This is a genomic window from Streptomyces sp. NBC_00887 (assembly GCF_045207585.1).
The window spans coordinates 893,389-917,257 of record NZ_CP108788.1 but is presented as its reverse complement, the minus strand read 5'-3'; the positions used below and the strand labels follow the sequence as shown (position 1 = coordinate 917,257).

General features: G+C 71.5%; 25 protein-coding genes and 3 pseudogenes. 15 read left to right on the top strand and 13 right to left on the bottom strand.

Annotated features, from left to right (window positions below):
- The first annotated feature begins 21 nt into the window (after nucleotides 1-21).
- From OG844_RS04205 to OG844_RS04195, 3 genes are all read left to right on the top strand, one after another.
- Entirely contained in the window at nucleotides 22-807 is a 786-nt protein-coding gene (locus OG844_RS04205) for an electron transfer flavoprotein subunit beta/FixA family protein (RefSeq protein ID WP_406388168.1), read from the top strand.
- Between the two features lie 60 nt (nucleotides 808-867).
- Nucleotides 868-1,830, top strand: coding sequence for an electron transfer flavoprotein subunit alpha/FixB family protein (locus OG844_RS04200; RefSeq protein ID WP_406388166.1), 963 nt, complete (start codon nucleotides 868-870; stop codon nucleotides 1,828-1,830).
- A gap of 172 nt (nucleotides 1,831-2,002) precedes the next feature.
- The gene (locus OG844_RS04195; protein WP_406388165.1) at nucleotides 2,003-3,301 is read left to right on the top strand and encodes a DUF6986 family protein; all 1,299 of its coding nucleotides are present in this window, start codon (nucleotides 2,003-2,005) and stop codon (nucleotides 3,299-3,301) included.
- Between the two features lie 22 nt (nucleotides 3,302-3,323).
- Here OG844_RS04195 and OG844_RS04190 read toward each other — a convergent pair whose 3' ends face one another.
- On the bottom strand, nucleotides 3,324-4,352 hold the full coding sequence (locus OG844_RS04190; RefSeq protein ID WP_351181925.1) for a LacI family DNA-binding transcriptional regulator: 1,029 nt from the start codon (nucleotides 4,350-4,352) through the stop codon (nucleotides 3,324-3,326).
- 197 nt (nucleotides 4,353-4,549) lie between these two features.
- Here OG844_RS04190 and OG844_RS04185 point away from each other — a divergent pair, with 197 nt between their 5' ends.
- The gene (locus OG844_RS04185) at nucleotides 4,550-5,518 is read left to right on the top strand and encodes an ROK family protein (RefSeq protein ID WP_406388163.1); all 969 of its coding nucleotides are present in this window, start codon (nucleotides 4,550-4,552) and stop codon (nucleotides 5,516-5,518) included.
- A 32-nt stretch (nucleotides 5,519-5,550) separates the two neighbouring features.
- Here the strand turns inward: OG844_RS04185 and OG844_RS04180 are convergent, their stop codons facing one another.
- Complete coding sequence (locus OG844_RS04180; protein WP_406396393.1) at nucleotides 5,551-5,676, bottom strand: hypothetical protein; 126 nt, start codon at nucleotides 5,674-5,676, stop codon at nucleotides 5,551-5,553.
- Between the two features lie 258 nt (nucleotides 5,677-5,934).
- Here OG844_RS04180 and OG844_RS04175 point away from each other — a divergent pair, with 258 nt between their 5' ends.
- On the top strand, nucleotides 5,935-6,972 hold the full coding sequence (locus OG844_RS04175) for an NUDIX domain-containing protein (RefSeq protein WP_406388161.1): 1,038 nt from the start codon (nucleotides 5,935-5,937) through the stop codon (nucleotides 6,970-6,972).
- Nucleotides 6,973-7,062: 90 nt separating this feature from the next.
- On the opposite strand, the gene OG844_RS04170 is transcribed toward OG844_RS04175, so the two are convergent.
- On the bottom strand, nucleotides 7,063-8,427 hold the full coding sequence (locus tag OG844_RS04170; RefSeq protein WP_406388159.1) for a dipeptidase: 1,365 nt from the start codon (nucleotides 8,425-8,427) through the stop codon (nucleotides 7,063-7,065).
- 195 nt (nucleotides 8,428-8,622) lie between these two features.
- Between OG844_RS04170 and OG844_RS04165 the strand changes: the two genes are divergently transcribed.
- On the top strand, nucleotides 8,623-9,888 hold the full coding sequence (locus OG844_RS04165) for a geranylgeranyl reductase family protein (protein ID WP_406388158.1): 1,266 nt from the start codon (nucleotides 8,623-8,625) through the stop codon (nucleotides 9,886-9,888).
- A gap of 142 nt (nucleotides 9,889-10,030) precedes the next feature.
- Here OG844_RS04165 and OG844_RS04160 read toward each other — a convergent pair whose 3' ends face one another.
- Nucleotides 10,031-10,480: a nitroreductase family deazaflavin-dependent oxidoreductase gene (locus OG844_RS04160; protein ID WP_406388157.1), complete on the bottom strand. Its 450-nt coding sequence runs from the start codon at nucleotides 10,478-10,480 to the stop codon at nucleotides 10,031-10,033.
- Between the two features lie 125 nt (nucleotides 10,481-10,605).
- On the opposite strand from OG844_RS04160, the gene OG844_RS04155 reads away from it, so the two are divergent.
- The 3 genes from OG844_RS04155 to OG844_RS04145 all read left to right on the top strand — a co-directional run bounded on the left by OG844_RS04155 (nucleotide 10,606) and on the right by OG844_RS04145 (nucleotide 13,415).
- A complete protein-coding gene (locus OG844_RS04155) occupies nucleotides 10,606-11,343 on the top strand; it encodes a TetR/AcrR family transcriptional regulator (RefSeq protein WP_406388156.1) in 738 nt (245 codons plus the stop codon).
- Between the two features lie 141 nt (nucleotides 11,344-11,484).
- Nucleotides 11,485-12,753 (top strand): sensor histidine kinase, encoded by a 1,269-nt coding sequence (locus OG844_RS04150; protein WP_406388155.1) that lies wholly within the window; start codon nucleotides 11,485-11,487, stop codon nucleotides 12,751-12,753.
- Nucleotides 12,750-13,415, top strand: coding sequence for a response regulator transcription factor (locus tag OG844_RS04145; RefSeq protein ID WP_351181442.1), 666 nt, complete (start codon nucleotides 12,750-12,752; stop codon nucleotides 13,413-13,415). The genes OG844_RS04150 and OG844_RS04145 overlap by 4 nt, the downstream gene beginning before the upstream one ends.
- On the opposite strand, the gene OG844_RS04140 is transcribed toward OG844_RS04145, so the two are convergent.
- Nucleotides 13,376-13,672, bottom strand: coding sequence for a DUF6332 family protein (locus OG844_RS04140; RefSeq protein ID WP_406388153.1), 297 nt, complete (start codon nucleotides 13,670-13,672; stop codon nucleotides 13,376-13,378). The two genes, OG844_RS04145 and OG844_RS04140, sit on opposite strands and share 40 nt — an antisense overlap.
- 125 nt (nucleotides 13,673-13,797) lie before the next feature.
- Between OG844_RS04140 and OG844_RS04135 the strand changes: the two genes are divergently transcribed.
- Nucleotides 13,798-14,199, top strand: a complete 402-nt coding sequence (locus tag OG844_RS04135; RefSeq protein WP_406388152.1) for a MarR family winged helix-turn-helix transcriptional regulator — start codon at nucleotides 13,798-13,800, stop codon at nucleotides 14,197-14,199.
- 33 nt (nucleotides 14,200-14,232) lie between these two features.
- Here OG844_RS04135 and OG844_RS04130 read toward each other — a convergent pair whose 3' ends face one another.
- The 3 genes from OG844_RS04130 to OG844_RS04120 form a co-directional block, all read right to left on the bottom strand.
- Complete coding sequence (locus OG844_RS04130) at nucleotides 14,233-14,985, bottom strand: maleylpyruvate isomerase family mycothiol-dependent enzyme (RefSeq protein ID WP_406388151.1); 753 nt, start codon at nucleotides 14,983-14,985, stop codon at nucleotides 14,233-14,235.
- A gap of 22 nt (nucleotides 14,986-15,007) precedes the next feature.
- Complete coding sequence (locus OG844_RS04125; protein ID WP_406388150.1) at nucleotides 15,008-15,376, bottom strand: SCO4225 family membrane protein; 369 nt, start codon at nucleotides 15,374-15,376, stop codon at nucleotides 15,008-15,010.
- Nucleotides 15,377-15,455: 79 nt separating this feature from the next.
- Nucleotides 15,456-16,682 (bottom strand): MFS transporter, encoded by a 1,227-nt coding sequence (locus OG844_RS04120; RefSeq protein ID WP_406388149.1) that lies wholly within the window; start codon nucleotides 16,680-16,682, stop codon nucleotides 15,456-15,458.
- Between the two features lie 121 nt (nucleotides 16,683-16,803).
- On the opposite strand from OG844_RS04120, the gene OG844_RS04115 reads away from it, so the two are divergent.
- Complete coding sequence (locus tag OG844_RS04115; protein ID WP_406388148.1) at nucleotides 16,804-18,018, top strand: ROK family protein; 1,215 nt, start codon at nucleotides 16,804-16,806, stop codon at nucleotides 18,016-18,018.
- On the opposite strand, the pseudogene OG844_RS04110 reads toward OG844_RS04115, so the two are convergent.
- The 3 genes and pseudogenes from OG844_RS04110 to OG844_RS04100 form a co-directional block, all read right to left on the bottom strand.
- Nucleotides 18,019-18,929: pseudogene (locus OG844_RS04110) on the bottom strand (phosphotriesterase). It lies immediately after the preceding gene.
- Nucleotides 18,923-19,504 (bottom strand): DUF4865 family protein, encoded by a 582-nt coding sequence (locus tag OG844_RS04105; RefSeq protein ID WP_406388146.1) that lies wholly within the window; start codon nucleotides 19,502-19,504, stop codon nucleotides 18,923-18,925. Before OG844_RS04105 ends, OG844_RS04110 begins: the two are co-directional and overlap by 7 nt.
- A 35-nt stretch (nucleotides 19,505-19,539) precedes the next feature.
- Entirely contained in the window at nucleotides 19,540-20,109 is a 570-nt protein-coding gene (locus tag OG844_RS04100) for a TetR/AcrR family transcriptional regulator (RefSeq protein WP_406388144.1), read from the bottom strand.
- 199 nt (nucleotides 20,110-20,308) lie between these two features.
- On the opposite strand from OG844_RS04100, the gene OG844_RS04095 reads away from it, so the two are divergent.
- The 3 genes and pseudogenes from OG844_RS04095 to OG844_RS04085 all read left to right on the top strand — a co-directional run.
- The gene (locus tag OG844_RS04095) at nucleotides 20,309-20,602 is read left to right on the top strand and encodes an SHOCT domain-containing protein (RefSeq protein ID WP_406388143.1); all 294 of its coding nucleotides are present in this window, start codon (nucleotides 20,309-20,311) and stop codon (nucleotides 20,600-20,602) included.
- Nucleotides 20,599-20,818: pseudogene (locus OG844_RS04090) on the top strand (ABC transporter ATP-binding protein); the annotation flags it as partial. The gene OG844_RS04095 and the pseudogene OG844_RS04090, both read left to right, overlap by 4 nt.
- Nucleotides 20,819-21,159, top strand: a pseudogene (locus OG844_RS04085) (ABC transporter substrate-binding protein); the annotation flags it as partial.
- Between the two features lie 279 nt (nucleotides 21,160-21,438).
- Here OG844_RS04085 and OG844_RS04080 read toward each other — a convergent pair.
- Both OG844_RS04080 and OG844_RS04075 read right to left on the bottom strand, forming a co-directional pair.
- Nucleotides 21,439-21,960 (bottom strand): ATP-binding protein, encoded by a 522-nt coding sequence (locus OG844_RS04080; RefSeq protein ID WP_406388141.1) that lies wholly within the window; start codon nucleotides 21,958-21,960, stop codon nucleotides 21,439-21,441.
- Nucleotides 21,961-22,177: 217 nt separating this feature from the next.
- On the bottom strand, nucleotides 22,178-22,495 hold the full coding sequence (locus OG844_RS04075; RefSeq protein ID WP_329213767.1) for a hypothetical protein: 318 nt from the start codon (nucleotides 22,493-22,495) through the stop codon (nucleotides 22,178-22,180).
- Between the two features lie 239 nt (nucleotides 22,496-22,734).
- Here OG844_RS04075 and OG844_RS04070 point away from each other — a divergent pair, with 239 nt between their 5' ends.
- Entirely contained in the window at nucleotides 22,735-23,868 is a 1,134-nt protein-coding gene (locus OG844_RS04070) for a PLP-dependent cysteine synthase family protein (RefSeq protein ID WP_406388140.1), read from the top strand.
- The last annotated feature ends 1 nt before the right edge of the window (nucleotide 23,869 follow it).

The window sequence follows — 23,869 nt, the reverse complement described above, 5'->3', positions numbered from 1 at the left end:
CGATGCAGTAGGAGAGCCGGCGTGAGCTTGAGGATCGTTGTCTGTGTGAAGTACGTGCCCGACGCCACCGGCGACCGGCACTTCGCCGATGACCTGACCCTGGACCGTGACGACGTCGACGGTCTGCTGTCGGAGCTGGACGAGTACGCGGTCGAGCAGGCACTGCAGATCGCCGACGAGGCGGACGACGCGGAGATCACCGTGCTGACGGTGGGCCCCGAGGACGCCAAGGACGCGCTGCGCAAGGCGCTGTCGATGGGCGCCGACAAGGCCGTCCACGTCGAGGACGACGACCTGCACGGCACCGACGTCATCGGCACCTCGCTGGTGCTCGCCAAGGCCATCGAGAAGACCGGCTACGACCTGGTCATCTGCGGCATGGCGTCGACGGACGGCACCATGGGTGTGCTCCCGGCGCTGCTCGCCGAGCGGCTCTCCGTCCCGCAGGTCACCCTGCTCTCCGAGGTCTCGGTCGAGGACGGCACGGTCAAGGGCCGCCGCGACGGCGACTCCGCGTCCGAGCAGCTGGAGGCTTCCCTGCCGGCCGTGGTCTCGGTGACCGACCAGTCGGGTGAGGCCCGCTACCCGTCGTTCAAGGGCATCATGGCGGCGAAGAAGAAGCCGGTTGTGTCCCTGGACCTCGAGGACCTGGAGATCGAGGCGGACGAGGTCGGCCTGGGCGGCTCCTGGAGCGCGGTGGACTCCGCGGCCGAGCGTCCGGCCCGCACCGCGGGAACGATCGTCAAGGACGAGGGCGAGGGCGGCAAGCAGCTGGCCGAGTTCCTTGCGGGCCAGAAGTTCATCTGAGCCCCGGCCGTTCCCCCTTCACCGCCCCCGCCTACTTCGCACGCAGGAGATTGAAGTCCCATGGCTGAAGTTCTCGTCTATGTCGACCACGTGGACGGTGCCGTCCGCAAGCCCACTCTGGAGCTGCTGACGCTCGCCCGCCGCATCGGCGAGCCCGTCGCCGTCGCGCTGGGCAACGGTGCCGCGGACACCGCCGGTGTCCTCGCCGAGCACGGCGCGGTCAAGGTCCTCACCGCCGACGCCCCGGAGTTCGCCGACTACCTCGTCGTACCGAAGGTGGACGCGCTGCAGGCCGCCTACGACGCGGTCTCCCCGGCCGCCGTGCTGCTGCCCTCCTCCGCGGAGACCAAGGAGATCGCGGCCCGCCTCGCGGTCCGTATCGGCTCCGGCATCATCACCGACGCCGTCGACCTGGAGTCCGGCGACCAGGGTCCGGTCGCGACGCAGTCCGCGTTCGCCGCCTCGTACACCACCAAGTCCCGTGTCTCCAAGGGCACTCCGGTCATCACGGTCAAGCCGAATTCGGCCCCCGTCGAGGCCGCTGCCGCCGCGGGCACCGTCGAGGCCCTCGCCGTCTCCTTCTCCGCGACCGCCACCGGCACCAAGGTCCTCTCCCGCACCCCGCGCGAGTCGACCGGCCGCCCCGAGCTGACCGAGGCCGCGATCGTCGTCTCCGGCGGCCGTGGGGTCAACGGCGCCGAGAACTTCGCGATCATCGAGGCGCTCGCCGACTCGCTCGGTGCCGCAGTCGGCGCCTCCCGCGCCGCGGTCGACGCCGGCTGGTACCCGCACACCAACCAGGTCGGCCAGACCGGCAAGTCGGTCTCCCCGCAGCTCTACATCGCCTCGGGCATCTCCGGCGCGATCCAGCACCGGGCCGGCATGCAGACCTCGAAGACGATCGTCGCGATCAACAAGGACGCCGAGGCTCCGATCTTCGACCTGGTCGACTACGGCGTCGTCGGCGACCTGTTCGCCGTAGTCCCGCAGCTGACCGACGAGGTCAAGACCCGCAAGGGCTGACCCGCGAGAAGCAGTACCTGTGCGACGGTCCGGGGCCGCGCGGTGTTCCTCGCCGCGCGGCCCCGGACCGTTTCCGATCACCATTGACGCAAGGGCAGGCGGACTTATAACTTCACTATGCGGATGAGTGTTTCCGGGAAGCGGAAATTGCGAGAGTGCGGAGGGTACGGTCATGGGTCAGCAGGAGAAGGTGGCGACGAGCCTCGCCGACGCGGTGGGTGAGGAGATCAGTGCCTCCCTCGCGGCGGTGGACGCCGAACTCGCCCGCCGCTACCCGGGAGACCCGGGCACGCGCCAGCCGGTGCACACCGTGTACGTCCCCGCCGACACCTTCACCGCCGGCACCATCCGGTCCTGGGGCGACCAGGCGCTGATGGCCCTCGACGAACACGCCCCCGACGCGGCCGCGCTCGCCGCGGTCCTGGGCATCCCGCAGGAGCTCGCGGAGCCCGTCCACGACCGCGTACGCGCCAAGCTGGAGCGCGAGCCCGTGGAGGACCTGCGCATCGACTTCGAGGACGGCTACGGGCCCCGCCCGGACGCGGAGGAGGACGAGGCCGCCGCCCGCGTGGCCCGGCTGGTGTCCGAGGCGTACAGGGACGGGACCGCCGCCCCGTACATGGGCATCCGCATGAAGTGCATGGAAGCCGGGGTGCGCGACCGCGGCATCCGCACCACGGACATCTTCCTCACCGGTCTGATGCGGGCCGGAGGCCTCCCCGAGGGGCTCGTGCTGACGCTGCCCAAGGTGACGTACCCCGAACAGGTCACGGCCTTCGTCCGCCTGCTCGAGGCCTTCGAGCAGGCTCACGGGCTGCCCGCGGGCCGCCTCGGGTTCGAGATCCAGATCGAGACGAGCCAGTCCATCCTCGCCGCGGACGGCACCGCGGCCGTGGCCCGCATGATCGACGCCGCGCGGGGCCGAGCGACGGGCCTGCACTACGGCACCTTCGACTACAGCGCCTGCGTCGGGGTCAGCCCCGCCTACCAGGCGAGCGACCACCCGGCCGCCGATCATGCCAAGGCCGTCATGCAGGTGGCCGCCGCGGGAACCGGCGTGCGCGTGTGCGACGGCTCCACGAATGTGCTCCCCGTCGGCCCCGCCCACCAGGTCCACGAGGCATGGCGCCTCCACTACGGCCTCACCCGGCGCGCTCTGGCCCGCGCCTACTATCAGGGCTGGGACATGCACCCGGGTCACCTGCCGACCCGCTACGCGGCCGTGTACGCCTTCTACCGGGAGGGTCTCGCACAGGCCGCGTCCCGCCTCGCCGCGTATGTCGCCAAGGCGGCCGGCGACGTCATGGACGAGCCGGCCACCGCCAAGGCACTCAGCGGCTATCTGCTGCGCGGCGTCGACTGCGGCGCCCTGGACACCGCGGAGGTGGCCCGGCTCACCGGCCTCACCCGCGCGGACCTGGACGCCTTCGCCTCTCCCCGGCGCGGCGGGCTGACGGTCACGACGCCGTAGCCGAGCGCGCCGTACGCATGTTTCAGGCGGGCGGCAGTTCGCCCGAGCCGCGGGGGATGAGCCTCGTCGGGAGCTCCACCCGCACCGGGGGGTGGTCGGCTCCGTCGAGGCGGCGGAAGAGGTGCTCCGCGGCGGTGCGGCCCACCGCCGCGGCGTCCTGGGAGATCACCGTGATGCCGAGCAGGTCGGCGAGCTCGATGTCGTCGAAGCCGACCAGGGCGATCCGGCGTTCGTACTCTGCGAGGACGCGCACGGCGGTGACCGTCACGCGGTTGTTGCCCGCGAAGAGGGCGGTGACCGGTTCGGGACCCGAGAGCATGGTCCGGGCCGCTGCCCCGACCCGCTCCGGATCGGTGGATCCGAGGGAGACCCACGAGTCCTCGACCGTGATTCCGGCGTCGGTCATGGCCGCGTGGTAACCGCGCAGCCGCTCCGTCGCGGTGTGGATGCGCGGCTGGTCTCCGATGAAGCCGATCCGGCGATGGCCGTGCGCGAGTAGGTGGCCGACGCCTTCGCGCGCGCCGCCGAAGCTGTCCGAGAGGACCATGTCGGCATCGACCCGCCCCGCAGGGCGGTCCACGAACACGGTGGCGATACCCGCCTGTATCTCGGGCTCCAGGTAGCGGTGGTCGTCACCGGCCGGAATCACGATGAGGCCGTCGACGCGACGTGCGCAGAGCGCGAGCACGAGCTCCTGCTCGCGCTCCGGGTCCTCGGCGCTGGAGCCGTTGATCAGCAGCGCACCGTGGGCGCGCGCCACTTCCTCCACCGCGCGGCTCAGGGGGCCGTAGAACGGGTCGGCGAGATCCTCCAGGACGAGGCCGATGGAGGCCGTGCGGCCCTTGCGCAGCACCCGCGCGCTGTCGTTGCGGCGGAAGCCGAGGGCCTCGATCGCCTCCTGGACGCGGCGCTCCGTGTCGGGGGTGACGCCGGGTTCGCTGTTCACCACCCGGGATACCGTCTTGAGGCCCACTCCGGCACGGGCCGCCACGTCCTTCATCGTGGGCCGGTTGCCGTAGCGGGACTCGGAATGACGGGTGGTCTCGGCCACGGTGCGCTGTCCTGTCGTCGGGTGCGGGAGGTTCCGGCGGCGCCCCACGGGCGGTGCTGGGGAGGGCTCGGAGCCTGTGGCGTCGAGCATAGGCCCTGGACAACGTTGTCAACAGAATGGAGACTATGCAGACCACGTACGGAAGTCGCAGGTCCGCACCTTCGCCCGCTCCTCACCCATCCGGAGAGACCACACCGATGCATACCGACCTCGTCGCAGCGCTCGACATCGGCGGCACCAAGATCGCCGGCGCGTTGGTGGACGGCGGCGGAACCCTTCTCCTGCGGGCGCAGCGGCCGACACCCGCACGTGAGGACGCCGAGACGGTCATGGGTGCGGTGAGCGAGGTCCTGTCCGAGCTCAGGGCCTCCACGCTGTGGAACAGGGTGAGCGCGGCCGGCATCGGCAGCGCAGGGCCGGTCGACGCCTCGGCCGGCACGGTCAGCCCCGTCAACGTGCCGGCCTGGCGGGGTTTCCCGCTGGTGGAGCGGGTCGGTGCGGAAACGGGCGGACTCGCCGTCGCGCTGGTCGGCGACGGCGTCGCGATGACTGCGGCCGAGCACTGGCTGGGGGCGGCCCGCGGCTACGACAACGCGCTCTGCATGGTCGTCTCCACGGGCGTCGGTGGCGGCCTCGTGCTCGGCGGAAGACTGCACCCGGGCCCCTCGGGCAACGCCGGACACATCGGTCACATCAGCGTCGACCTGGACGGCGACCTCTGCCCGTGCGGTGCGCGCGGCTGTGTCGAACGCCTCGCCAGCGGACCGAACATCGCGCGCCGCGCCCTGGAGAACGGCTGGCTCCCCGGCCCGGACGGCGATGTCACGGCAGCAGCGGTGGCCGCCGCCGCGCGGGCCGGTGACCCGGTCGCCGTCGCCTCGTACGAGCGGGCCGCCCAGGCGCTGGCCGCCGGAATCGCCGCCACCGCCACGCTGGCCGAGATCGACATCGCGGTGATCGGCGGGGGAGTGGCCGGCGCGGGTGAGGTGCTCTTCGCGCCGCTGCGCCGGTACCTGCGCGACTACGCCACTCTGTCCTTCGTCCGGCAACTGACGGTCGCCCCAGCGGTGATGGGCACCGACGCAGGACTGGTGGGCGCGGCAGCCGCCGCGTCTGCGGTCCGTCCCGCAGGAGCGAACGGGGTACGGGCCGTCGCCGCCCCGTAGCGGCCTCCCGGGCCGGGCGCCCCGCGCCGGGCTCAACGGCCCCGGTCGGTCGCCTGCTGCGGAACGACCACCAGGAACGCGTCCTGCTCCAGGTCCATCACGACCTCGGCGGCCATGCCCTCGCAGCGTCGGGCGGCCGCGAACTCCTCGGCGGGCAAGCTGCCCCGTGGTCCCCCCGCGGGAAACCGCTCAAGTACCGTACGGCGCACCGCGCACCCCCTCGTCGTTGCTGTGCTGACCGCTCCAACGACGTCCGGCCGCCCGCCGTTACGGTCGCGCCGGCGGCTGGGCTCGTACAGATGGGACGCCCTCCGACAGCCGCCGGTTGCCGACTCCGTGCAACAGCGTCGCCCGGGCGGGTTTCCGCAGCGGGGTGTTGCGGGCAAGCCACAGAGGGCTACGGAAGAGGGGGACCCGTGATCGTCTGGATCAACGGTGCGTTCAGTGCGGGCAAAACGAGCGCCGCGTGCGAACTGATCGATCTGATCCCGAACAGCACCTTCTACGACCCCGAACTGATCGGCGGGGGACTGCGCCACCTGCTGCCCCAGAAAAAGCTCGCCGAAGTGACCGATTACCAGGACCTGGCGATATGGCGGCGTCTGGTGGTCGACACGGCCGCCGCTCTGCTCGCCGAGCTCTCCGGGGTGCTCGTGGTGCCCATGACACTGCTGAGACAGGAGTACCGCGACGAGATCTTCGGTGGACTTGCCGCCCGGCGCATCCCGGTGCGTCATGTACTGCTCTCACCTGAGGAAACGATCCTGCGGAGACGGATCGCCGGCCGGGAGGAGTTCGCGGACGATCCCGAGCACAGCGAGAGGATCCGGCAGTGGGCCTACGAACACATCGAGCCCTACCGGGCGGCGCTCGAGTGGATCACCGCGGACGCCCACACGATCGACACCAGCGCCCTCACCCCGTACGAGACGGCCGAACGGATAGCCGAGGCCGTACGCACCGGGGACGCCCGTGAGTGCGAGATCGTGCAGACCCCCGAACCGCGTGCGGAAACCGTCGCCTCCGGGGTCCTGCTCTTCGACGAACAGGACCGGTTCCTGCTCGTCGACCCGACCTACAAGCCGGGCTGGGAGTTCCCCGGTGGGGTGGTGGAGCAGGGCGAGGCTCCGGCGGAGGCCGGGATACGGGAAGTCGCCGAGGAGCTCGGGCTCCGCCTCGGCACCGTACCCAGACTCCTGGTGATCGACTGGGAGGCGCCCAGACCCCCCGGATACGGGGGGCTGCGCTTCCTGTTCGACGGCGGGCGCCTGAGCGGCGAGGACGCCGCGCAGCTCCTGCTGCCCGGTTCGGAACTGCGCGGCTGGCGTTTCGTCACCGAGGAGGAAGCGGCCGTCATGCTCCCGCCCACCCGCTTCGAGCGGCTGCGCTGGGCGCTGAGGGCCCGCGAACGGTCGACCGTGCTCAACCTGGAGGCCGGTGTGCCGGTGGGCTGAGATGCCTCTCGGCCCACCGGCACCGTCACCGTTCGGGAGGCCGTCGCCCGGAATCCGCTCCGGGCGACGGGTGCTCGAAGGCGCGCTCCCTCAGGCCTTCTTCGACTCCGCGTAGTTGCGCAGGAACAGCGCCTCGGCGACGGAGAGGCGCTCGAGCTCCTGAGGGGACACGCTCTCGTTCACCGCGTGGATCCGGGCCTCGGGTTCGCTCAGCCCGATCAGCAGGATCTCTGCCTCGGGGTACAGCCCGGCCAGGGTGTTGCAGAGCGGGATCGAGCCGCCCATGCCGGACGACTGCATCTCCTCGCCGGGGTAGGCGGCCCGCATGGCCTCCGCCATGGAGGTGTACGCCGGGCTGGTGATGTCGGCGCGGAACGCCTGGCCCTGGCCGACCAGTTCGACGGAGACCCGCGCGCCCCACGGGGCGTGCGACTCGAGATGGGCGGTCAGCAGCTTCGTCGCCTCCGCGGCGTCCTGGCCCGGGGGCACCCGCAGGCTGACCTGAGCCCGGGCGCTCGCCTGCAGCGACGGTGTGGCACCCACCACCGGCGGGCAGTCGATGCCGATGACGGTCACCGCGGGCCGCGCCCAGATCCGGTCGGCGACCGAACCGGTGCCGATCAGTTCCACGCCGTCGAGCACCTTGGCGTCCTTGCGGAACTCATCCTCCGGGTACTGCAGTCCGTCCCATTCGGCGTCCGACGTCAGCCCGTCGACCGTCGTCGTGCCGTCCTCGGCGCGCAGCGAGGCCAGAAGCTGGATCAACGCGGCCAGCGCGTCCGGGGCCGCGCCGCCGAACTGCCCGGAGTGCAGGTTCCCTTCGAGGGTGTCCACCTGCACCCGCAGCATGGTCATACCCCGCAGCGTCGAGGTGACGGTGGGCAGACCGACCCGGAAGTTCCCGGTGTCACCGATGACGATCGTGTCGGCGGCGAGCAGTTCCGGGTGCGCCTCGGCGTACTGTTCGAGGCCTCCCGTCCCCTGCTCCTCCGAGCCCTCCGCGATCACCTTGACGGAGACCGGCACGCCCCCGTTCGCCTTGAGGGCGCGCAGCGCGAGCAGATGCATGATGAAGCCGCCCTTGCAGTCCGCGGCGCCCCGGCCGAACCAGCGGCCGTCACGTTCGGTCAGCTCGAACGGAGGGGAGATCCAGGCGGACTCGTCCAGCGGCGGCTGGACGTCGTAGTGCGCGTAGAGCAGCACGGTCGGCGCGCCGGCCGGTCCGGGCAGGAAGCCGTACACGGAGCGGGTTCCGTCCGGGGTGTCGAGCAGGGCGACGTCCTGGAAGTCCTCGGCCCGCAGCGCGTCGGCGACCCAGTCGGCCGCCGCGTCGCACTCACTCTTCGGGAACTGTGCGGGATCCGCCACCGACCGGAAAGCCACCAGCTCGGTCAGCTCCGCCTTCGCGCGGGGCATCAGTGAGGCAACGGTCTCGGAAATCGGACGGGCGGTCATGGGCACGCTCCTGGTGGGTACGACGTTAGGTCTGTGGCGCGGTGTGTACGCCACGGTGGGCGACGCCGGGGTCGCGACGTTGCGTGTACGACGAAATCATGGCTGATCCTCCCACAGCGGGGCGCGGCCGCAACGCGCCGTAGGATGCCGTGAGCAGCTGGGGCCACTGGTCGGGATCGGGAGCAGAAGCACATCGTGAGCAGCGAGAACGCAGACGCCGGACGTGAGCCGGAAGAGTCGTCGTCGGTATGGGACGTCGTCGTGGTCGGTGCGGGTCCGGCCGGGGCTTCCGCGGCGTATGCGGCAGCCGTCGCAGGCCGTCGGGTGCTGTTGCTGGAGAAGGCGGAGATTCCCCGCTACAAGACGTGCGGCGGCGGAATCATCGGATTCTCCCGGGATGCCCTGCCCCCGGGGTTCGAACTGCCCCTGAGGGACCGTGTGTACGCGGTGACCTTCTCGCTCAACGGGAAGCTGTCGCGCACCCGCAGGTCCAAGCGCATGCTCTTCGGGCTGATCAACCGTCCGGAGTTCGACGCCGGTCTGGTGGAGGAGGCGCAGAAGGCGGGCGCCGAGCTGCGCACCGGTACGGCGGTGACGCGGGTGGAGCAGCACGGCCCCGCGGTGCCCGACCGGCGTACGGTCGCCGTGGTGCTGTCCGACGGGGAGACAGTTCTCGCGCGGGCGGTCGTCGGTGCGGACGGCAGTGCCGGCCGCATAGGAGCGCACGTCGGGGTGAAGCTCGACCAGGTGGACCTCGGCCTCGAGGCGGAGATCCCGGTTCCGGAGACGGTCGCGGAGGACTGGGCGGGGCGGGTGCTCATCGACTGGGGCCCGATGCCGGGAAGTTACGGCTGGGTCTTCCCGAAGGGCGACACGCTGACAGTCGGGGTGATCTCGGCGCGCGGCGACGGCGCGGGGACCAAGCGGTATCTGGAGGACTTCATCGGGCGGCTGGGGCTTGCCGGGTTCGAGCCGAAGATCTCCTCCGGTCACCTGACCCGCTGCCGCAGCGACGATTCGCCTCTCTCCCGCGGCAGGGTGGTGGTCTGCGGCGACGCGGCCGGGCTGCTCGAACCGTGGACCAGGGAAGGTATTTCGTTCGCCCTTCGGTCCGGACGGCTCGCCGGTGAGTGGGCGGTACGGATCGCCGAGGCGCACGACGCTGTCGATGCACGGCGCCAGGCCCTGAACTACGCGTTCGCGATCAAGGCGGGTCTGGGCGTCGAGATGGGGGTCGGCCGACGCATGCTCAAGCTGTTCGAGCGGCGCCCGGGAGTTCTCCACGCGGTGCTGACCGGATTCCGCCCGGCCTGGACCGCGTTCGCCGGGGTCGCCCGGGGGACGACGTCGCTGGCCGAGCTGGTGCGCTCGCACCCGATGGCACAGCGGGCGCTGTCGGCGATGGACCGCAGGGAGCTCCGGGAGCAGGCGTCGGTCTCCGAGGATTCCACGGTTCGCTGAGGCTCCCGTTCACGGGGGGCCTCGGCTCCTTGATGTCTTCCGTCGCAGGGGCGCGGCGCCTCGGCTCGCTGAGGGTGTTTCAGCCGGTCAGCCGGTCAGCCGGCAGCCGACTAGGCCCTCCGTTGCCTCGGCCCTCAGCCGCTCAGCCCTTGACCGTGATGCGGAAGACCGGGTGGTCGGGGGCGATACGGCGCAGCTCCTCGGCGGACGAGTCCGGGCCGACGCCGTTGAAGAACACGCCGACCTCCGCCTTCCAGCGCTTGAGGTAGGCGCGCAGCAGGTCGGGCTTCTCGTCGTCAGGAACCTCGGTGGCGGTGAACGCCGTGCTCTTCTTCCCGAGGTGGAGCTCGCCGCCGCCCGCCGCACGCATGTTGTGCGTCCACTGGACGTGGCCGCGGGGTGCGACCAGGTACTGCTGCCCGTCCACGGTCAGGAGGTTGACCGGCGTGCGGCGCCACTCGCCGCTCTTGCGGCCACGGACCGCCAGGACGCGGGATCCCCAGACACTGATGCCGCGCCGGGTGATCCATGCGACCGTCCGGTTGAGGATGTTCACGGTGAACCAGCCGGGCTTCTGAACGTGTGCGGACATGAGATCCCCTTCGCAAACGTGAGCGCTGCTCTCTCTTGAGATCAGTGTGCACGTGATGAGTGCTCAAAGGCAAGAGCACCGCTCTCGTTGTTGGTCAGTGATCCGTTCCGTGTCAGAATGAAGCCATGAGCACCATTCGAGGAGCCAGGGAACGAGCTCGCATCGAGGTCACCGCCGCCATCAAGGACGAGGCGAGGAGACAGCTTGCCGTAGACGGCGCGGCGAAGCTCTCCCTCCGCGCCGTCGCACGCGAACTGGGCATGGTCTCCTCCGCGCTCTACCGCTACTTCCCCAGCCGCGACGATCTCCTCACCGCGCTCATCGTCGACGCGTACGGCGCGGTCGGCGAGACCGCCGAGGCGGCTCGCGCGACGCCCGGCGGCTCCACCGGACCGCACACCGCCCGCTGGACCACCGTCGCCTGTGCCGTACGGGAGTGGGCTCTTGCCCATCCCCACGAGTACGCACTGATCTACGGATCGCCCGTCCCCGGCTACACCGCCCCGCAGGACACGATCGGCCCCGCGTCGCGCGTGGGCCTGGTCCTCATCGGGCTCGTCCGCGAGGCCTTCCTCAGTGACGGTCTGGCCGTTCCGCCGCTGGCCGGCGAGCTGCGCCCCGAGGCCGAACGCATGGCTGCCGACCTGGCCCCCGACCTCCCGCCCGGCGTCGTCGCCGCGCTCGTCCCGGCGTGGGCTCAGCTCTTCGGCCTGATCTCCTTCGAGGTCTTCGGCCAGTTCAACCGGGTCGTCGAGGCGCGGGACCTGCTGTTCCGCCGCGGCGCCCACGACCTCGCCCGCTCGGTGGGCCTCCTGGACGGCCGGGCCACCGCGGCCGACCGGGCGGGCGGAGCGGCGTCCTGACGCGGTACGCCGGTGCAGGCCTGAAGGGCGGACCCCGCAGAAACACCCCGCCCGCCCGGGCGAGGTACTCCACAGGGAGTACGCGTCATCACCACGCCCGGCTGACGCCCGGCGGGGGCCCGTCCGTCTAGCGTTGCCGGTATGGACGAGCAGCGAGCGCGCAGAAGCGCGGCCCCCCGCAGGGGACCGGGCGGCCCCAGGGGCGAGGGGCCGCCGCGGTGGCTGTCCGGCGTGCGGGCACGGTACGCCGCCCGGCTGCCGTGGCCGTCGACCGTGGCGCTCGGCGTGTTCGTGATGGCGGGCACCGCCTTCGCGGCGCAGGGCCAGGACCGTCAATCGGTCGACCTCCTCGCGCGGCTGCTGCTGTCGGCAGCCGTCGGTGTACTGCTCGTGCGGCGCCGGCACCCGGTGGTGGCCGTCACCGGGACGTCGGCGGCGACACTCGTCTACCTCGGGCTGGGGTATCCCTACGGCCCGGTGTTCCTCGCCGTCGCCGTGGGCTGCTTCAGTGCGATCGTCTCGGGGCACCGCAAGGCCGCCTGGTGGTCGCTCGGCGCGTTGTGGGCGGGCCATGTGCTGATGTCGCACTGGCTGTACCGGTGGCTGCCGCCGGACGGGGACGACTCCGCCCCCTGGGGGCAGGAGGCGTTCGTCACCGCCTGGGTGGTGGCGATCGTCGCGGCCGCCGAGCTGCTGCGGGTACGTCGTGAGCAGTGGGCCGCGGCCAGGGCGGAGCGCGAGGCGGCCGAGAAGCGGCGGGCCGACGAGGAGAGGCTGCGCATGGCCCGTGAACTGCACGACGTCCTCGCCCACAGCATTTCCGTCATCAACGTCCAGGCCGGTGTCGGACTCGCGCTGCTCGACTCGGATCCGGAACAGGCCCGCACCGCTCTCACCACCATCAAGTCCGCGAGCAAGGAGGCACTGGGCGAGGTCCGTCAGGTCCTCGACAACCTCCGCGCCCCGGGCGACGCCCCCCGCGCCCCTGCCCCGGGTCTGGCCCGGCTCCCCGAACTCGTCGACCAGGCCGCTGCTGCGGGCCTCACCGTCACGGTCGAGACGGACGGGGCGCCGGGCCAGGTCCCGCCCGGCACCGATCTCGCGGCCTTCCGCATCGTGCAGGAGGCGCTCACGAACGTGGTGCGGCACTCCGGGTCGCGCAGTGCCGAGGTCCGGATCGCGTACGGGAGCGAGGGCATCCGGCTCCGTATCGACGACGAGGGACCCGCGACCGGCGGCGACGCCGGGGGCAGCGGCAACGGTCTTGTCGGTATGCGGGAGCGTGCCGCCGCGCTGGGTGGCACGATCGACGCGGGGCCACGGCCCGACGGGGGCTTCCGTGTACGGGCCCAGCTCCCGCTGCCGTCGGCCTCACGGGATCCGGCCCGACCCACGGAGGAGACATCGTGATCCGCGTACTGCTGGCCGACGACCAGCTGCTCGTCCGGGCAGGCTTCCGGGCCCTGTTGGACGCCCAGCCCGACATCGAGGTGGCGGGAGAGGCGGCCGACGGAGCGGAAGCGGTGCGCCTCGTACGCGAACTACGGCCCGACACGGTGCTCATGGACATCCGCATGCCGCATCTGGACGGCCTCGCGGCGACGCGCGCCATCACCGGCGACCCCGCGCTGCACGAGGTGAAGGTCGTCATGCTCACCACCTTCGAGCTGGACGAGTACGTGTTCGAGGCAATTCGCTCCGGGGCCTCCGGCTTTCTGGTCAAGGACACCGAACCCGAGGAACTGCTGCGCGCGGTACGGGCGGTGGTGGGCGGCGACGCCCTGCTCTCGCCCGGAGTGACGCGCCGCCTGATCGCCGAGTTCGCGGCCAGGTCCAAGGAGCCCGCGGCGGCGACCGCCCTGGACGAACTGACCGAGCGGGAACGGGAGGTGATGGCCCTCGTCGGAATCGGGCTCTCCAACGAGGAGATCGCCCGCAGGCTCGTCGTCAGTCCGCTCACCGCCAAGACGCATGTGAGCCGCGCGATGGTGAAGCTGGGCGCCCGTGACCGGGCCCAGCTCGTCGTGCTCGCCTACGAGTCGGGGCTCGTGCGGCCCGGTTGGCTCGGCTGAGCGGACGGCACGCGCTGCTCATGCGGCGCCCGCGGAAAGCGCCACAGCACGTGTACCACGCGTACGACGAACGTCAGGGAGCCGAGCGCGGCGCCGATGCGGAACAGGACGCGCTCACCCGTGGACGTCAGATCGAGGAACAGGGCAGGGAGAAAGATCCCGGCGAACGTGGCCGCGGCCACCAGGGCTCCGCTCACCAGCGCGTAGCCGATCTCGACCGTCATCGCGTCCCGGTCCGCCTGAGTGCGTCGCCCCATGTCCGAAGTGTCACAGGAGCGGTGGCCGGCGGCAAGGAGCCCCTGCGGCCACCGCCCCCGGAGTTCCATGCGCGTGCATATGATTCCGATGCAACGACCACCCGGTGCTCTGCTAGCGTGCGGACATGCCAGCGAACACGTCCGACCGGGTGCTCGTCGACGAGTGGCGGGCTCTTCTCGCGCTGCACGCCAGGACTCTCTCCGAGCTCGATCGCGCCCTTCACCAGCACGGCCTGGGAGCCAGCGACTTCGAGGTGCTGGACGTCCTCGCGGAGAGCGCGGCCGACGACGGCGGAGCCGCCTACCGGGTACAGGAACTCGCCTCCCGGGTCCATCTCAGCCAGAGTGCGCTGTCCCGGCTGGTCGCCCGGCTGGAGAAGGACGGGCTGGTCTGCCGCGGGATGTGCAGCGAGGACCGTCGCGGCGTACGGGTCGAGCTGACGGAGAAGGGCCGGACCCGCCACACGGAGGTCAGGCCGCTGCAGCGCGCGGTGCTCGCCCGGATGCTGGGCGAGCACCGCGGCTGAGCGGGACCGTCCGGTCCGGGGCGGCCGGGGCGTTCACGACCAGTTGACTCCGGAGTTCCCGGTCCACAGCGCGGCGACCTCCTTGTCCCCGCTCGCCACGAGGGACGAGAGCGGCAGCCGGTTCCACAGGGCCAGACAGAGCTCCGAGGCGGTTCCGCTCACCTCGCAGTCGGCCTGCTCCGCCTCCGCGTCGGCGCCCCGCACTGTCTGAGGGGGTTCGGCGGACAGCCGTACGGTCCACACCGCGTCCGCGTCCAGCGCACGCAGCCGCATGGTGCGGGGTGTGCCGGAACGCACCCGGCTCTTGGGGCGGGCGTGGAAGCCGGTCAGCAGTTCGTCGATGCCGTCGACGGCGTAGGGCGCCGACACCGGTGTCAGTGCCCCGCCGCGCGCCGACTCGGCGTCCACCCGGTGGATCCTGGTCTCGTGCGCCTGCCTGCGCGCCCAGAACGCCAGCGGGGACGGTGCGGGCAGGAAGGCCCAGCAGTCGAGGTCGTCGGGCGCGTTTCTCAGTGCTTCCACCAGCAGCGCGTGCCCGTCCGTGAACCAGTCGAGGAGCTCGTCGCCGTCCAGATCGGGCTCGCCGCCCTCCGGGACGTAACTCCGGTGGCCCTCGGTCACGAACGCCGTCGCCCAGCGGTGCACCATGCCGGTGTGTCTCAGCAGATCGCGCACCTGCCAGCCGGGGCAGGTCGGTACTGGTGCGTGCGGGCCCGCCTCGCCGGCGGCTCCGGCCAGCAGACGGCCTTCACCGGCGAGGGATGCGATGTGCTCGGTTATCTCCACGGCCGAGATTGTGCCAGGTGGGTCAGGCGCCCTGGGGGTGGACGGAGCGGCTCCGGCCGCCACGGCGGACCAGTCGTGCGAACCAGCCGAGGGCGCAGGCCTGCACGAGGACGGACACGATCAGCGCAAGGTAGACGAACCAGGCCGGACCGCCCGTGTCGGCGCCGGCCATGGAGCTGCCGACGAGGAAGACGAAGACCGTCGGCGCCGCGAGGAAGAACACCCAGACCCCGGCGAACGAAGCATCCTCGTGGGCCACGAACAGCGTGTCCACCGCCACGAAGACCGTGGCCGCCAGGACGAGGCCGAGGTAGATCCGTGACGCCGTGTTGCCGAATGTCAGTCGTGCCAGTGTGCGCAGCTGCCGCTTGGTCATCAACTGGTGGCTCATGTCCGCTCCCCGTGGTCGGTTGATGTCTCCATCGTGCGCCGGGGAAGCCGTCCGTGCCTGAGTACGCCTACTCATTCGCTCATGTGTGCGTTGCGCGGCGTGCGCCGAAGCCCAGCAGTGCGGCGGTCGCGGCGAGCAGCGTCACCGTCGTGAGCGCCACGGGCAGGGAGAACCAGTCGGCCAGGAAGCCGATCACCGGCGGTCCCAGCAGCATCCCGCCGTAGCCGAGCGTCGACGCGGCAGCCACTCCGCTGGGACCGGCCAGCGCGCCCGCCCGGCCGACCGCGACGGGGAAGATGTTGGCCAGGCCGAGGCCGGTCACGGCGAATCCGAGCAGGGCGAGCCAGAGCGTGGGGGCGAGGGCTCCGAGCAGCATCCCCGCCGCGGCCGTCGTCCCGCCGACCACCAGGGTGCGGGTCTGCCCGAACCGTTCGAGGAGCGTGGTGCCGGTGAGCCGGCCGATGGCCATGGTCAGGGCGAACAGGGAGTAACCGGCTGCCGCGGGTCCCGGGTTCGCGTGCAGGTCCTGCGTGAGGTGCAGCGCGCCCCACTCGGCCAGCGCGCCCTCGCCGTACGCCGTGCAGAGCGCGATGACGCCGAAGAGGATGACGATCCGGCGGGCCCGGCCGTCCATGCGCTGCGGGCGCTCCCGTGTGCCGGAGGTCCCCTTCGGGGCGGTGACGGCGGTGGCCGGGCGGTGGCGCAGCAGTACCGGGCCTGTGACGGCAGTGACGAGCAGCCCGATTCCGGCGAGGGCGAACAGGTGCGTCGAGGGCGACAGATCACCCGCGACCAGTCCGCCGAGCCCGGCGCCGGCCATGGCGCCGAGGCTGAAAGCGGCGTGGAAACTCGGCATCACCGGGCGGCGCATGGCGGTGACCAGATCGACGGCCGCGCTGTTCGCCGCCACGTTCATGCCGCCGTAAGCGGCTCCGAACAGCAACAGGACCAGCCCCAGGGCGAGGACCGAATGCGTCTGCGCGGGAAGGGCGATGCTCAGCGGGAGCAGCACGCCGCAGACCACGGTGACGGCATGGCTCCCGTATCGCCGGCAGAGCCTTCCGGTGAGCATCATGGTGATCACCGCACCCGCGGAGACTCCCAGCAGGGCGAGTCCGAGAGTGGAGGGGGAGGCTCCGGTCTGGTGCTTGATGGCCGGGATGCGGACCACCCAGCCGGCGAAGAGGAACCCGTCGAGGGCGAAGAACACGGTCAGCGCGGTACGGAGGCGGGCCGACGGGGGTGGGGCGGTGTCTCCGCCAAGTCCCCCCGGTAGGGCCGTCCGCAGTTTGTTTAGTTGCGGCACAAACTCAGCATAGGGCCGCGCGGACGCCGTACGCAACATGGCGAACCCCGTGACCGTCCGGTGAACGATGTGGGGCGTACGGGCGTCGGCGGCGGCTCCGGATCATGGGAGACTCGCCCCCATGAACGGGAAGTCGACCACCACCCGGCAGAAGTTGGAGAGAGGCCGCAGCGCCCTGGGACCCGCACTGGAGCTGGTCCACACAGGCCGCGCGCCCACGCGCGCCGTGCTGACGTCCGAACTCGGTGTCACCCGCGCCACCGCGGGAGCGGTGGCCGCGGAGCTGGAGGCGCTCGGGCTGATCCGGGTCGACTCCAGCCCCGGCTCCGCCGCCGGTTCGCAGGGCCGCCCCTCGCACCGGCTGGCCGTCAGGGACGGCGGGCCGGTCGCACTCGCCGCACAGGTCCACTCCGACGGCTTCCGTGCCGCGCTCGTCGGGCTCGGTGGCAGGATCGTCGCCACCGCACCCGGCTGCGTCGCGGTCATGGCCGATCCCGCCCAGGTCCTCGGCGAGGTCGTCGAAGCCGGTGCCCGGCTGCTCCGGGACAGCGGACTGCGCTGCGTCGGAGCAGGGCTCGCCGTACCCTCGGCCGTCGCCGAACCCGAGGGCACCGCCCTCAACCCACTGCACATCGCCTGGCCCGCGGGTGCCCCCGTCCGGGAGATCTTCACCGCCTGCGTGCGCGCGGCCGGAATCACCGGACCGGCGTTCACCGGCAACGACGTCAACCTCACCGCCCTCGCCGAGCACCGGCACGGCGCAGGACGCGGCGCCCAGCACCTGCTCTGCGTGGCCACCGGACACCGTGGCGTGGGCGGTGCGCTCGTCCTGGACGGGCGCCTGCACAGCGGGAGTTCGGGACTCGCCCTGGAAGTGGGACATCTCACGGTGAACCCCGAGGGGCGGCCCTGCCACTGCGGCGGACGCGGGTGCCTGGACGTCGAGACGGACCCCCTCGCCTTCCTCACCGCGGCGCGCCGGGAACCCGGTCCCGAGGAGTCGCTCCTCAAACAGGCCGGCGACCTGCTGCGCACGGAGTACGCCGACCCCTGCGTACGGACCGCGGCGGAGGAGCTGATCGACCGGCTCGGCCTGGGCCTTGCCGGGCTCGTCAACATCCTCAACCCCGACCGCATCATCCTCGGCGGACTGCACCGCGACCTCCTCGAGGCCGACCCCGAACGGCTCCGTGCGGTCGTCGCCGACCGCAGCCTGTGGGGGCGCAGCGGCAGCGTGCCGATCCTGTCCTGCACGCTGGCCCACAACAGCCTGGTCGGCGCCGCAGAGCTGGCCTGGCAGCCCGTGCTCGACGACCCGCTGGCCGCCCTCACCTGATCAGGGGCGGGGGCCCCGCCTCGGGGCGGCGAACGCGAAGGCGCGCGCCGGGGCCGTGACAAGGACCGAGTGCAACAGGTCCTTTCCGAGGGCCTGCTCCGGCCGGGGACGCAGCCTCCGCAGGAGGTCGGGCATCCCCGGTGTCCCGGGCACGGTCGTGTCGCCACCGAGCAGCAGCCGGCCGCCGAAGCCGGCATCGGCGAGCTCCGCGAGCTGGTCCGGCAGCCGCCAGTCCGTGGCGTGGTTGGCCCGTGAAGGGCCGTCGAACGCGAGGAACGCACCCGCCCGCGCGGCCTCGCGCTGCACCACGCCGTCGGGGAACCGTCCCAGGTGGCCGAGGGCGACCCGCCCCGGATCCACCCCCGACTCCCCGCACAGCAGGTCCAGTACGTCCAGCGCACCCGTACCCAGCTCCAGATGCACGGCGATCGGTGCGCCGGTCCGTTGATGGGCACCTGCCGCCGCCGTCATGGTGAGCCGGGCGTGGGCGTCGATGCCGTGGAACGATCCGGCCACCTTGATCGTCCTGCCCGCGCTTTCGTACCGTCGATGCCCTCGGTGAGCTCCCGGACGAACAGGGCCTCCGGCTCCGGCAGGATCCGGCCGAGCAACTCCTCGGGGTAATGGGCGGCTTGATGGAGTCCCGTGGCCGCGACGACCTGGACCCCGGTCGCACGGGAAAGTGCCACGAGGTCCCCGGGCTTCCTGCCCATCCCGTACGGAGTCCACCGGACCACCGACCGGCCCCCGAGCCCGTGGAATCCGTGCAGCGGTTCCTGTGCCCGCCCGGGGTCGTCCAGCTCCTGGCCGGGCAGCAGCGGGGTGCGGATGAAGAGGTGGTCGTGTGCGTCGCAGACACCCAGGTCTTCGGCGGGGATGTATCCGAGGACGGTGCGGACCGCGGTCACCACTGCCTGTCCCGCCCCAGCCGGTCGCGCTCCGGCGCCGACACGTGGAGCACCTCGAAGCGGTCACCGGGGGCCGCGCCGGGCTCCTCTTCCCAGAGGGTGAAGTGGAGCAGCTCCCAGCGGCGCGGATCCACGGCCAGTGCCGTGGCGACGACCCCGGGAGACGCGGCCAGCAGTCGGGCCTCCTCCAGCGCGGCCTCGACCGCCCCGGCGGGCCGGACCGTGTCCGCGACCCGCACCCGGCGGCGGACCGCGATACGGGCGGACGCGCCCGCGGCCGGCCCGTCCAGGTACGCGAGTCCCGTCCAGTGCTGCACCTCGGGGCGGCCGAAGTCATCGACGACGCCCTGGAAACCGGGGCCCCAGAGAAAGGCGTTCATGCCCTCGGGGGCCGACCACAGATACAGCGGTGCGTACTGGTTGACCGGTGACGCCGCGCCGCGTTCCCGGATCAGATACGCCTTGAGGCCGAGGCCAGGGAAGGCGTCGAGGAGGTGCCCCCTCGTCGCGACGCGTCCGCGGATGATCTCCATGTCGTAGTCGGCGGGCAGGGTGATCTCGTACTGCATGGCGTGCATCGGTAACTCCTCGGGCAGGGAACCGTCTTCGCGGCTCAGGCCGACGGGGTGCGTGCGGTGAGCAGGGAGAGCAGCCCCGTGACCGCCGAGTCGAAGGCGGCGGTCGAGCCGGAGGCGCGAGCCAGGACGTAGCCGCCCTGGACGGTCGCCACGATGGCCGCCGCGATCTCGCCCGCGACGAGACCCGGTGTGAACTCGCCCCCGTCCAGGCCCTCCTGGACGACCTCGGTGAGCCGGCCCCGCAGCCAGGCCAGTGTCTCGTCCACCGGTGCGCGCAGCTTGTCGCTCGCCACGACGTCCGGATCCATCGTCAGCCGCCCCACCGGGCAGCCCTGCAGCACCTCGCGCTCGCGCAGCAGGTAGCGGGAGATCCGCGCGTACGCCGGTCCGGGTCCGTCCAGCACGCGCCCCGCGGCTTCCCGCATCTGCGCCGCGGTGCGGTCGATGGCCGCGAGCGCCAGATCGGGCTTGCCGGCGAAGTGGTGGTACATGCTGCCCTGGCCCGCACCCGCCCGCTGCTGGATGGCCTTGGGGCTGGTGCCCACGTAGCCGCGCTCCCAGAGGAGCTCCTGGGTGGCTTCGATCAGACGGTCCGGAGTGCTCATCCCCTTACTGTACATACCAGTAGGTACAAACGGATGCGGCCGGGACCGATGCCGGGAGCAGACGCGTGGGCACCACGTACTCCCACAGTGGTACGCGCACTGCCGCCGGCCGTACGACGCCCCGGACCCCCTCCCGGAGCCAGGCTCGTGAGCGACAGAAGAACGCGCACGAACCCCCTGACCGAGGGAGCTGACCGAGATGAACACCCTTGCCCACTCCGGCGGACCCGGACCCTGGATCCTCCTCTTCCCGATCATCTGGGCGGCCGTCGTCATCGGCGTCGTCACCCTGCTGCGCCGCACCGTCCGGCGTGGCCGCCGGGGCCCGTGGCAGTCCCACGGCGTCCGCCGGGGCGGCACCGGCGAGCACTCGCCGATCGACCTCCTCGGCAGGCGGTTCGCCACAGGTGAGATCGACGAGGACGAGTACTGGCGCCGCCTCTCCGTCCTGGACGAGCCCTTCGGACGCTTTGACAAGGACGGACCGGCATGACCACCGCCGACACCACCACCGGTAGCACAGCAGCGGCCCGGGTCGCCGACGCCGTGAAGGTCTACGGCACAGGCGACTCCGAGGTCAGGGCCTGGACGGAGTGGGCGTCGGCTTCCCGGGCGGCCGCTTCACCGCGATCACGGGGCCCTCCGGCTTCGGGAAATCGACCTGATGCACTGCGCCGCCGGTCTCGACACCCTGACCGCCGGATCGGCCACCGATCTGGTCCGAAAGATCGAACAGGTACCGGGTGTCGCGGCAGCCGCTCCGAAGACCGAGGGGGAGGGGCAGCTCCTGGGAGCAGACGGCGGACCATCGGCGGGCAGGGGCCGCCCACCGTCGCCGGGAACTGGATCGCCGATCCCTAGCTCAATCCGTACCGCCTCGTGGACGGACGAGCGCCGTTTGTGCCCGGCAAGGTCGTCGTCAACCGCGGTACCGCCGAGCCGGGCGGCCTGAAGATCGGCGACACCACCGTCCTGCGCACCCCCGACCCGGTCCGTGTCACCGTCGTCGGCCTGCCCACCTTCGGCGGGGAGGACGGCATGGCCCAGGTCTCCTACATTCTCCGGGTTGGGCACGGCAGGCGGCCTGCTGCTCGGTGCTCTCCTGGGCTGGGTGCCCGTCAAGTCAAGGCGTCGGAAGGCACCGGCGACACGGTGTTCGTCTTCGCACCGCCGCCGCTGAGGCTGCTGGCCGTCGCCCTGGTCGGGCTCGCCGCGGGCGCGCTGGCCGGCTGGCGGCCGGCCCGGCGCGCCGCACGACTCGACGTGCTCCGCGCGATCGCCACGGAGTAGCGCGCACGACAGAGGAAGTGACGCCCTCGCCCCGCCCGGTCAGCCGACGACGGCCGACCGGGCCCGAGTCTGTGCCGTGTGCTCCACGAGCGTGTCCCGTCCGGAGCCGAAAGGACCGTCGGTCGTCGACCCGTACACCGGGAGAGGCGACAGTGCGATGGCGAAGGACGGGGCCGGAAGGGTGAACCAGACGACCTTGCCCGTGTCGTCGGTCGGTCGTACTCCCCAGCTCTCGCTGACCGCGGCGATCATCGCCAGTCCGCGCCCCGAAGTGGCGGACGAATCGGCATCGCACACGGTCGGCAGCCGTGGGTCGTGGTCGTGGACGGAAACCGTGAGACGGTCGAGCAGCAGCTCGATCTCGACGGTGCACGATTTGTCCGGCTGTGCATGCCGGTGGACATTGGTCAGCAGTTCGGTGACGCCGAGCGCTGCCGGGTCGATCAGAGGATCGAGATGCCAGTAGCGCAGTTGCGCCGAAATGATTCTGCGGACCTGACCGATCCGCGACGGCAGGGCCTGGAGCTCCACCGCGCAGTGCCTGCTTGGCTCGCTGATCACGGCTGCGACTCCCCGAAATAGGTCCGGAAGAAGACGAAGGAACGGATCCAGCAGTGTGGCGCGCTGCTGTTTCTGGTCTGGTCGTGCGTGGTCCGCCCTGCGGCACCCGGCGGAGCGGCTTGCGCGGTCACCGCCGGTACACCATCAGTGACGTGTCAACAGCGTGACTCAGGGGGTTGGGGTCCGCAACTCGCGGTGTCCGTACGGAACCGTTGCGTCAGGTCCGCCGCCCGCCCGCGCGGCGCAGCGCCTCCAGGAACCTGCGCACCGGAGCGGCCCCGCCGGGCCTGCGGTTGCGCTGCCCCATGGTCAGCCGGTAGCGCACCCCGTTGACCCGCGCGACGGCGGAGTCCGCCGCCAGGAACCATCGCTTGCCCGCGCTCACCGTGGTCACCGGGGCGCTGTCGATCTCCCGGCCGTTACTGGTCAGCAGCGCCAGCCGGCCGTCCTTGACGACGACCTGACCGGCCCGGGTCAGGGAACGGGTCCACCGCTCGATCCTGACTCCACTCGCACTGAACTCTGCCTCGGACATGGCGACTTCGCCCCCCCTTGTACCGGCTTCTGCTGGGAAGTCTGCCCGCATCGGGGCCTGTGCACCAGGTCGCATCAGGCCGGAACCGTGCGTTTCGGGAGAGGATCTCAGGCACCATGGGCACCTGCGGCCACGACAGGGCCAAGGAAGGGCTATGGGGTATCAAAGCGATCGTTTGCGCAGGTGGGGGGAATATCGTGATGGCGTCGGGTACCGGTGGCACGAGGAGGAGATCGCTGATGGACACCAGTGGGCACAGACGTGACGGTGAGATCGCGACGACCACGGACATCGACCGCAGCGATCCCGACTACCGTGCCTGGCTCAAGGAAGCCGTGCGCAAGGTCCAGGCGGACGCCAACCGGTCCGCGGACACCCACCTCCTGCGCTTCCCGCTGCCCGAGCAGTGGGGCATCGACCTGTACCTCAAGGACGAGTCGACGCATCCCACGGGCAGCCTCAAGCACCGGCTGGCGCGTTCGCTCTTCCTCTACGGGCTCTGCAACGGCTGGATCCGCCGCGGCAAGCCGGTCATCGAGGCGTCCAGCGGCTCGACAGCGGTCTCGGAGGCGTACTTCGCGAAGCTGATCGGTGTCTCGTTCATCGCGGTGATGCCCCGCACCACCAGTCCCGAGAAGTGTCGGCTGATCGAATTCCACGGCGGACAGTGCCACTTCGTCGACGACTCGCGGAAGCTGTACGAGGAGTCCGCGGCCCTCGCCGCCCGCACCGGCGGCCACTACATGGACCAGTTCACCTACGCCGAGCGGGCCACCGACTGGCGCGGAAACAACAACATCGCGGAATCCATCTACCAGCAGCTCAGGCTGGAGCGGTACCCGGCGCCCGCCTGGATCGTCGCCACGGCCGGAACCGGCGGTACCTCGGCGACCATCGGGCGCTACGTCCGCTACATGCAGCACGACACGAAGATCTGCGTACCCGACCCGGAGAACTCCTGTTTCTTCGACGGATGGACCCGGCACGACCCCCTGGCCACCAGCGACTGCGGTTCACGCATAGAGGGCATCGGCCGGCCCCGTATGGAGCCGAGCTTCGTACCCGGTGCCATCGACCGGATGATGAAGGTGCCGGACGCGGCGAGCATCGCGGCCGTGCGCGCACTGGAGCGGGCCATCGGCCGCAAGGCCGGCGGTTCCACCGGCACCGGACTGTGGAGCGCGTTCAAGCTCGTCGCGGAGATGGTCGGCCAGGGCAGCACCGGGAGCATCGTCACGCTGTTCTGCGACCCGGGCGAGCGCTACCTCGACAAGTACTACTCCGACAGCTGGCTGAGCGAGCAGGGCCTGGACATCGACCCGTACACGGGGACCATCGACCACTTCCTGGCCACCGGCACCTGGCCCGCCTGAG

What these genes read in the sequence shown, in the direction of transcription:
- OG844_RS04200 (WP_406388166.1), top strand. Translation starts at nt 868, where the DNA reads ATGGCTGAAGTTCTCGTCTATGTCGACCACGTGGACGGTGCCGTCCGC.
- OG844_RS04195 (WP_406388165.1), top strand. Translation starts at nt 2,003, where the DNA reads ATGGGTCAGCAGGAGAAGGTGGCGACGAGCCTCGCCGACGCGGTGGGT.
- OG844_RS04185 (WP_406388163.1), top strand. Translation starts at nt 4,550, where the DNA reads ATGCATACCGACCTCGTCGCAGCGCTCGACATCGGCGGCACCAAGATC.
- OG844_RS04170 (WP_406388159.1), bottom strand. Translation starts at nt 8,427, where the DNA reads ATGACCGCCCGTCCGATTTCCGAGACCGTTGCCTCACTGATGCCCCGC.
- OG844_RS04160 (WP_406388157.1), bottom strand. Translation starts at nt 10,480, where the DNA reads ATGTCCGCACACGTTCAGAAGCCCGGCTGGTTCACCGTGAACATCCTC.
- OG844_RS04155 (WP_406388156.1), top strand. Translation starts at nt 10,606, where the DNA reads ATGAGCACCATTCGAGGAGCCAGGGAACGAGCTCGCATCGAGGTCACC.
- OG844_RS04150 (WP_406388155.1), top strand. Translation starts at nt 11,485, where the DNA reads ATGGACGAGCAGCGAGCGCGCAGAAGCGCGGCCCCCCGCAGGGGACCG.
- OG844_RS04140 (WP_406388153.1), bottom strand. Translation starts at nt 13,672, where the DNA reads ATGGGGCGACGCACTCAGGCGGACCGGGACGCGATGACGGTCGAGATC.
- OG844_RS04135 (WP_406388152.1), top strand. Translation starts at nt 13,798, where the DNA reads ATGCCAGCGAACACGTCCGACCGGGTGCTCGTCGACGAGTGGCGGGCT.
- OG844_RS04125 (WP_406388150.1), bottom strand. Translation starts at nt 15,376, where the DNA reads ATGAGCCACCAGTTGATGACCAAGCGGCAGCTGCGCACACTGGCACGA.
- OG844_RS04115 (WP_406388148.1), top strand. Translation starts at nt 16,804, where the DNA reads ATGAACGGGAAGTCGACCACCACCCGGCAGAAGTTGGAGAGAGGCCGC.
- OG844_RS04105 (WP_406388146.1), bottom strand. Translation starts at nt 19,504, where the DNA reads ATGCACGCCATGCAGTACGAGATCACCCTGCCCGCCGACTACGACATG.
- OG844_RS04100 (WP_406388144.1), bottom strand. Translation starts at nt 20,109, where the DNA reads ATGAGCACTCCGGACCGTCTGATCGAAGCCACCCAGGAGCTCCTCTGG.
- OG844_RS04095 (WP_406388143.1), top strand. Translation starts at nt 20,309, where the DNA reads ATGAACACCCTTGCCCACTCCGGCGGACCCGGACCCTGGATCCTCCTC.
- OG844_RS04075 (WP_329213767.1), bottom strand. Translation starts at nt 22,495, where the DNA reads ATGTCCGAGGCAGAGTTCAGTGCGAGTGGAGTCAGGATCGAGCGGTGG.
- OG844_RS04070 (WP_406388140.1), top strand. Translation starts at nt 22,735, where the DNA reads ATGGACACCAGTGGGCACAGACGTGACGGTGAGATCGCGACGACCACG.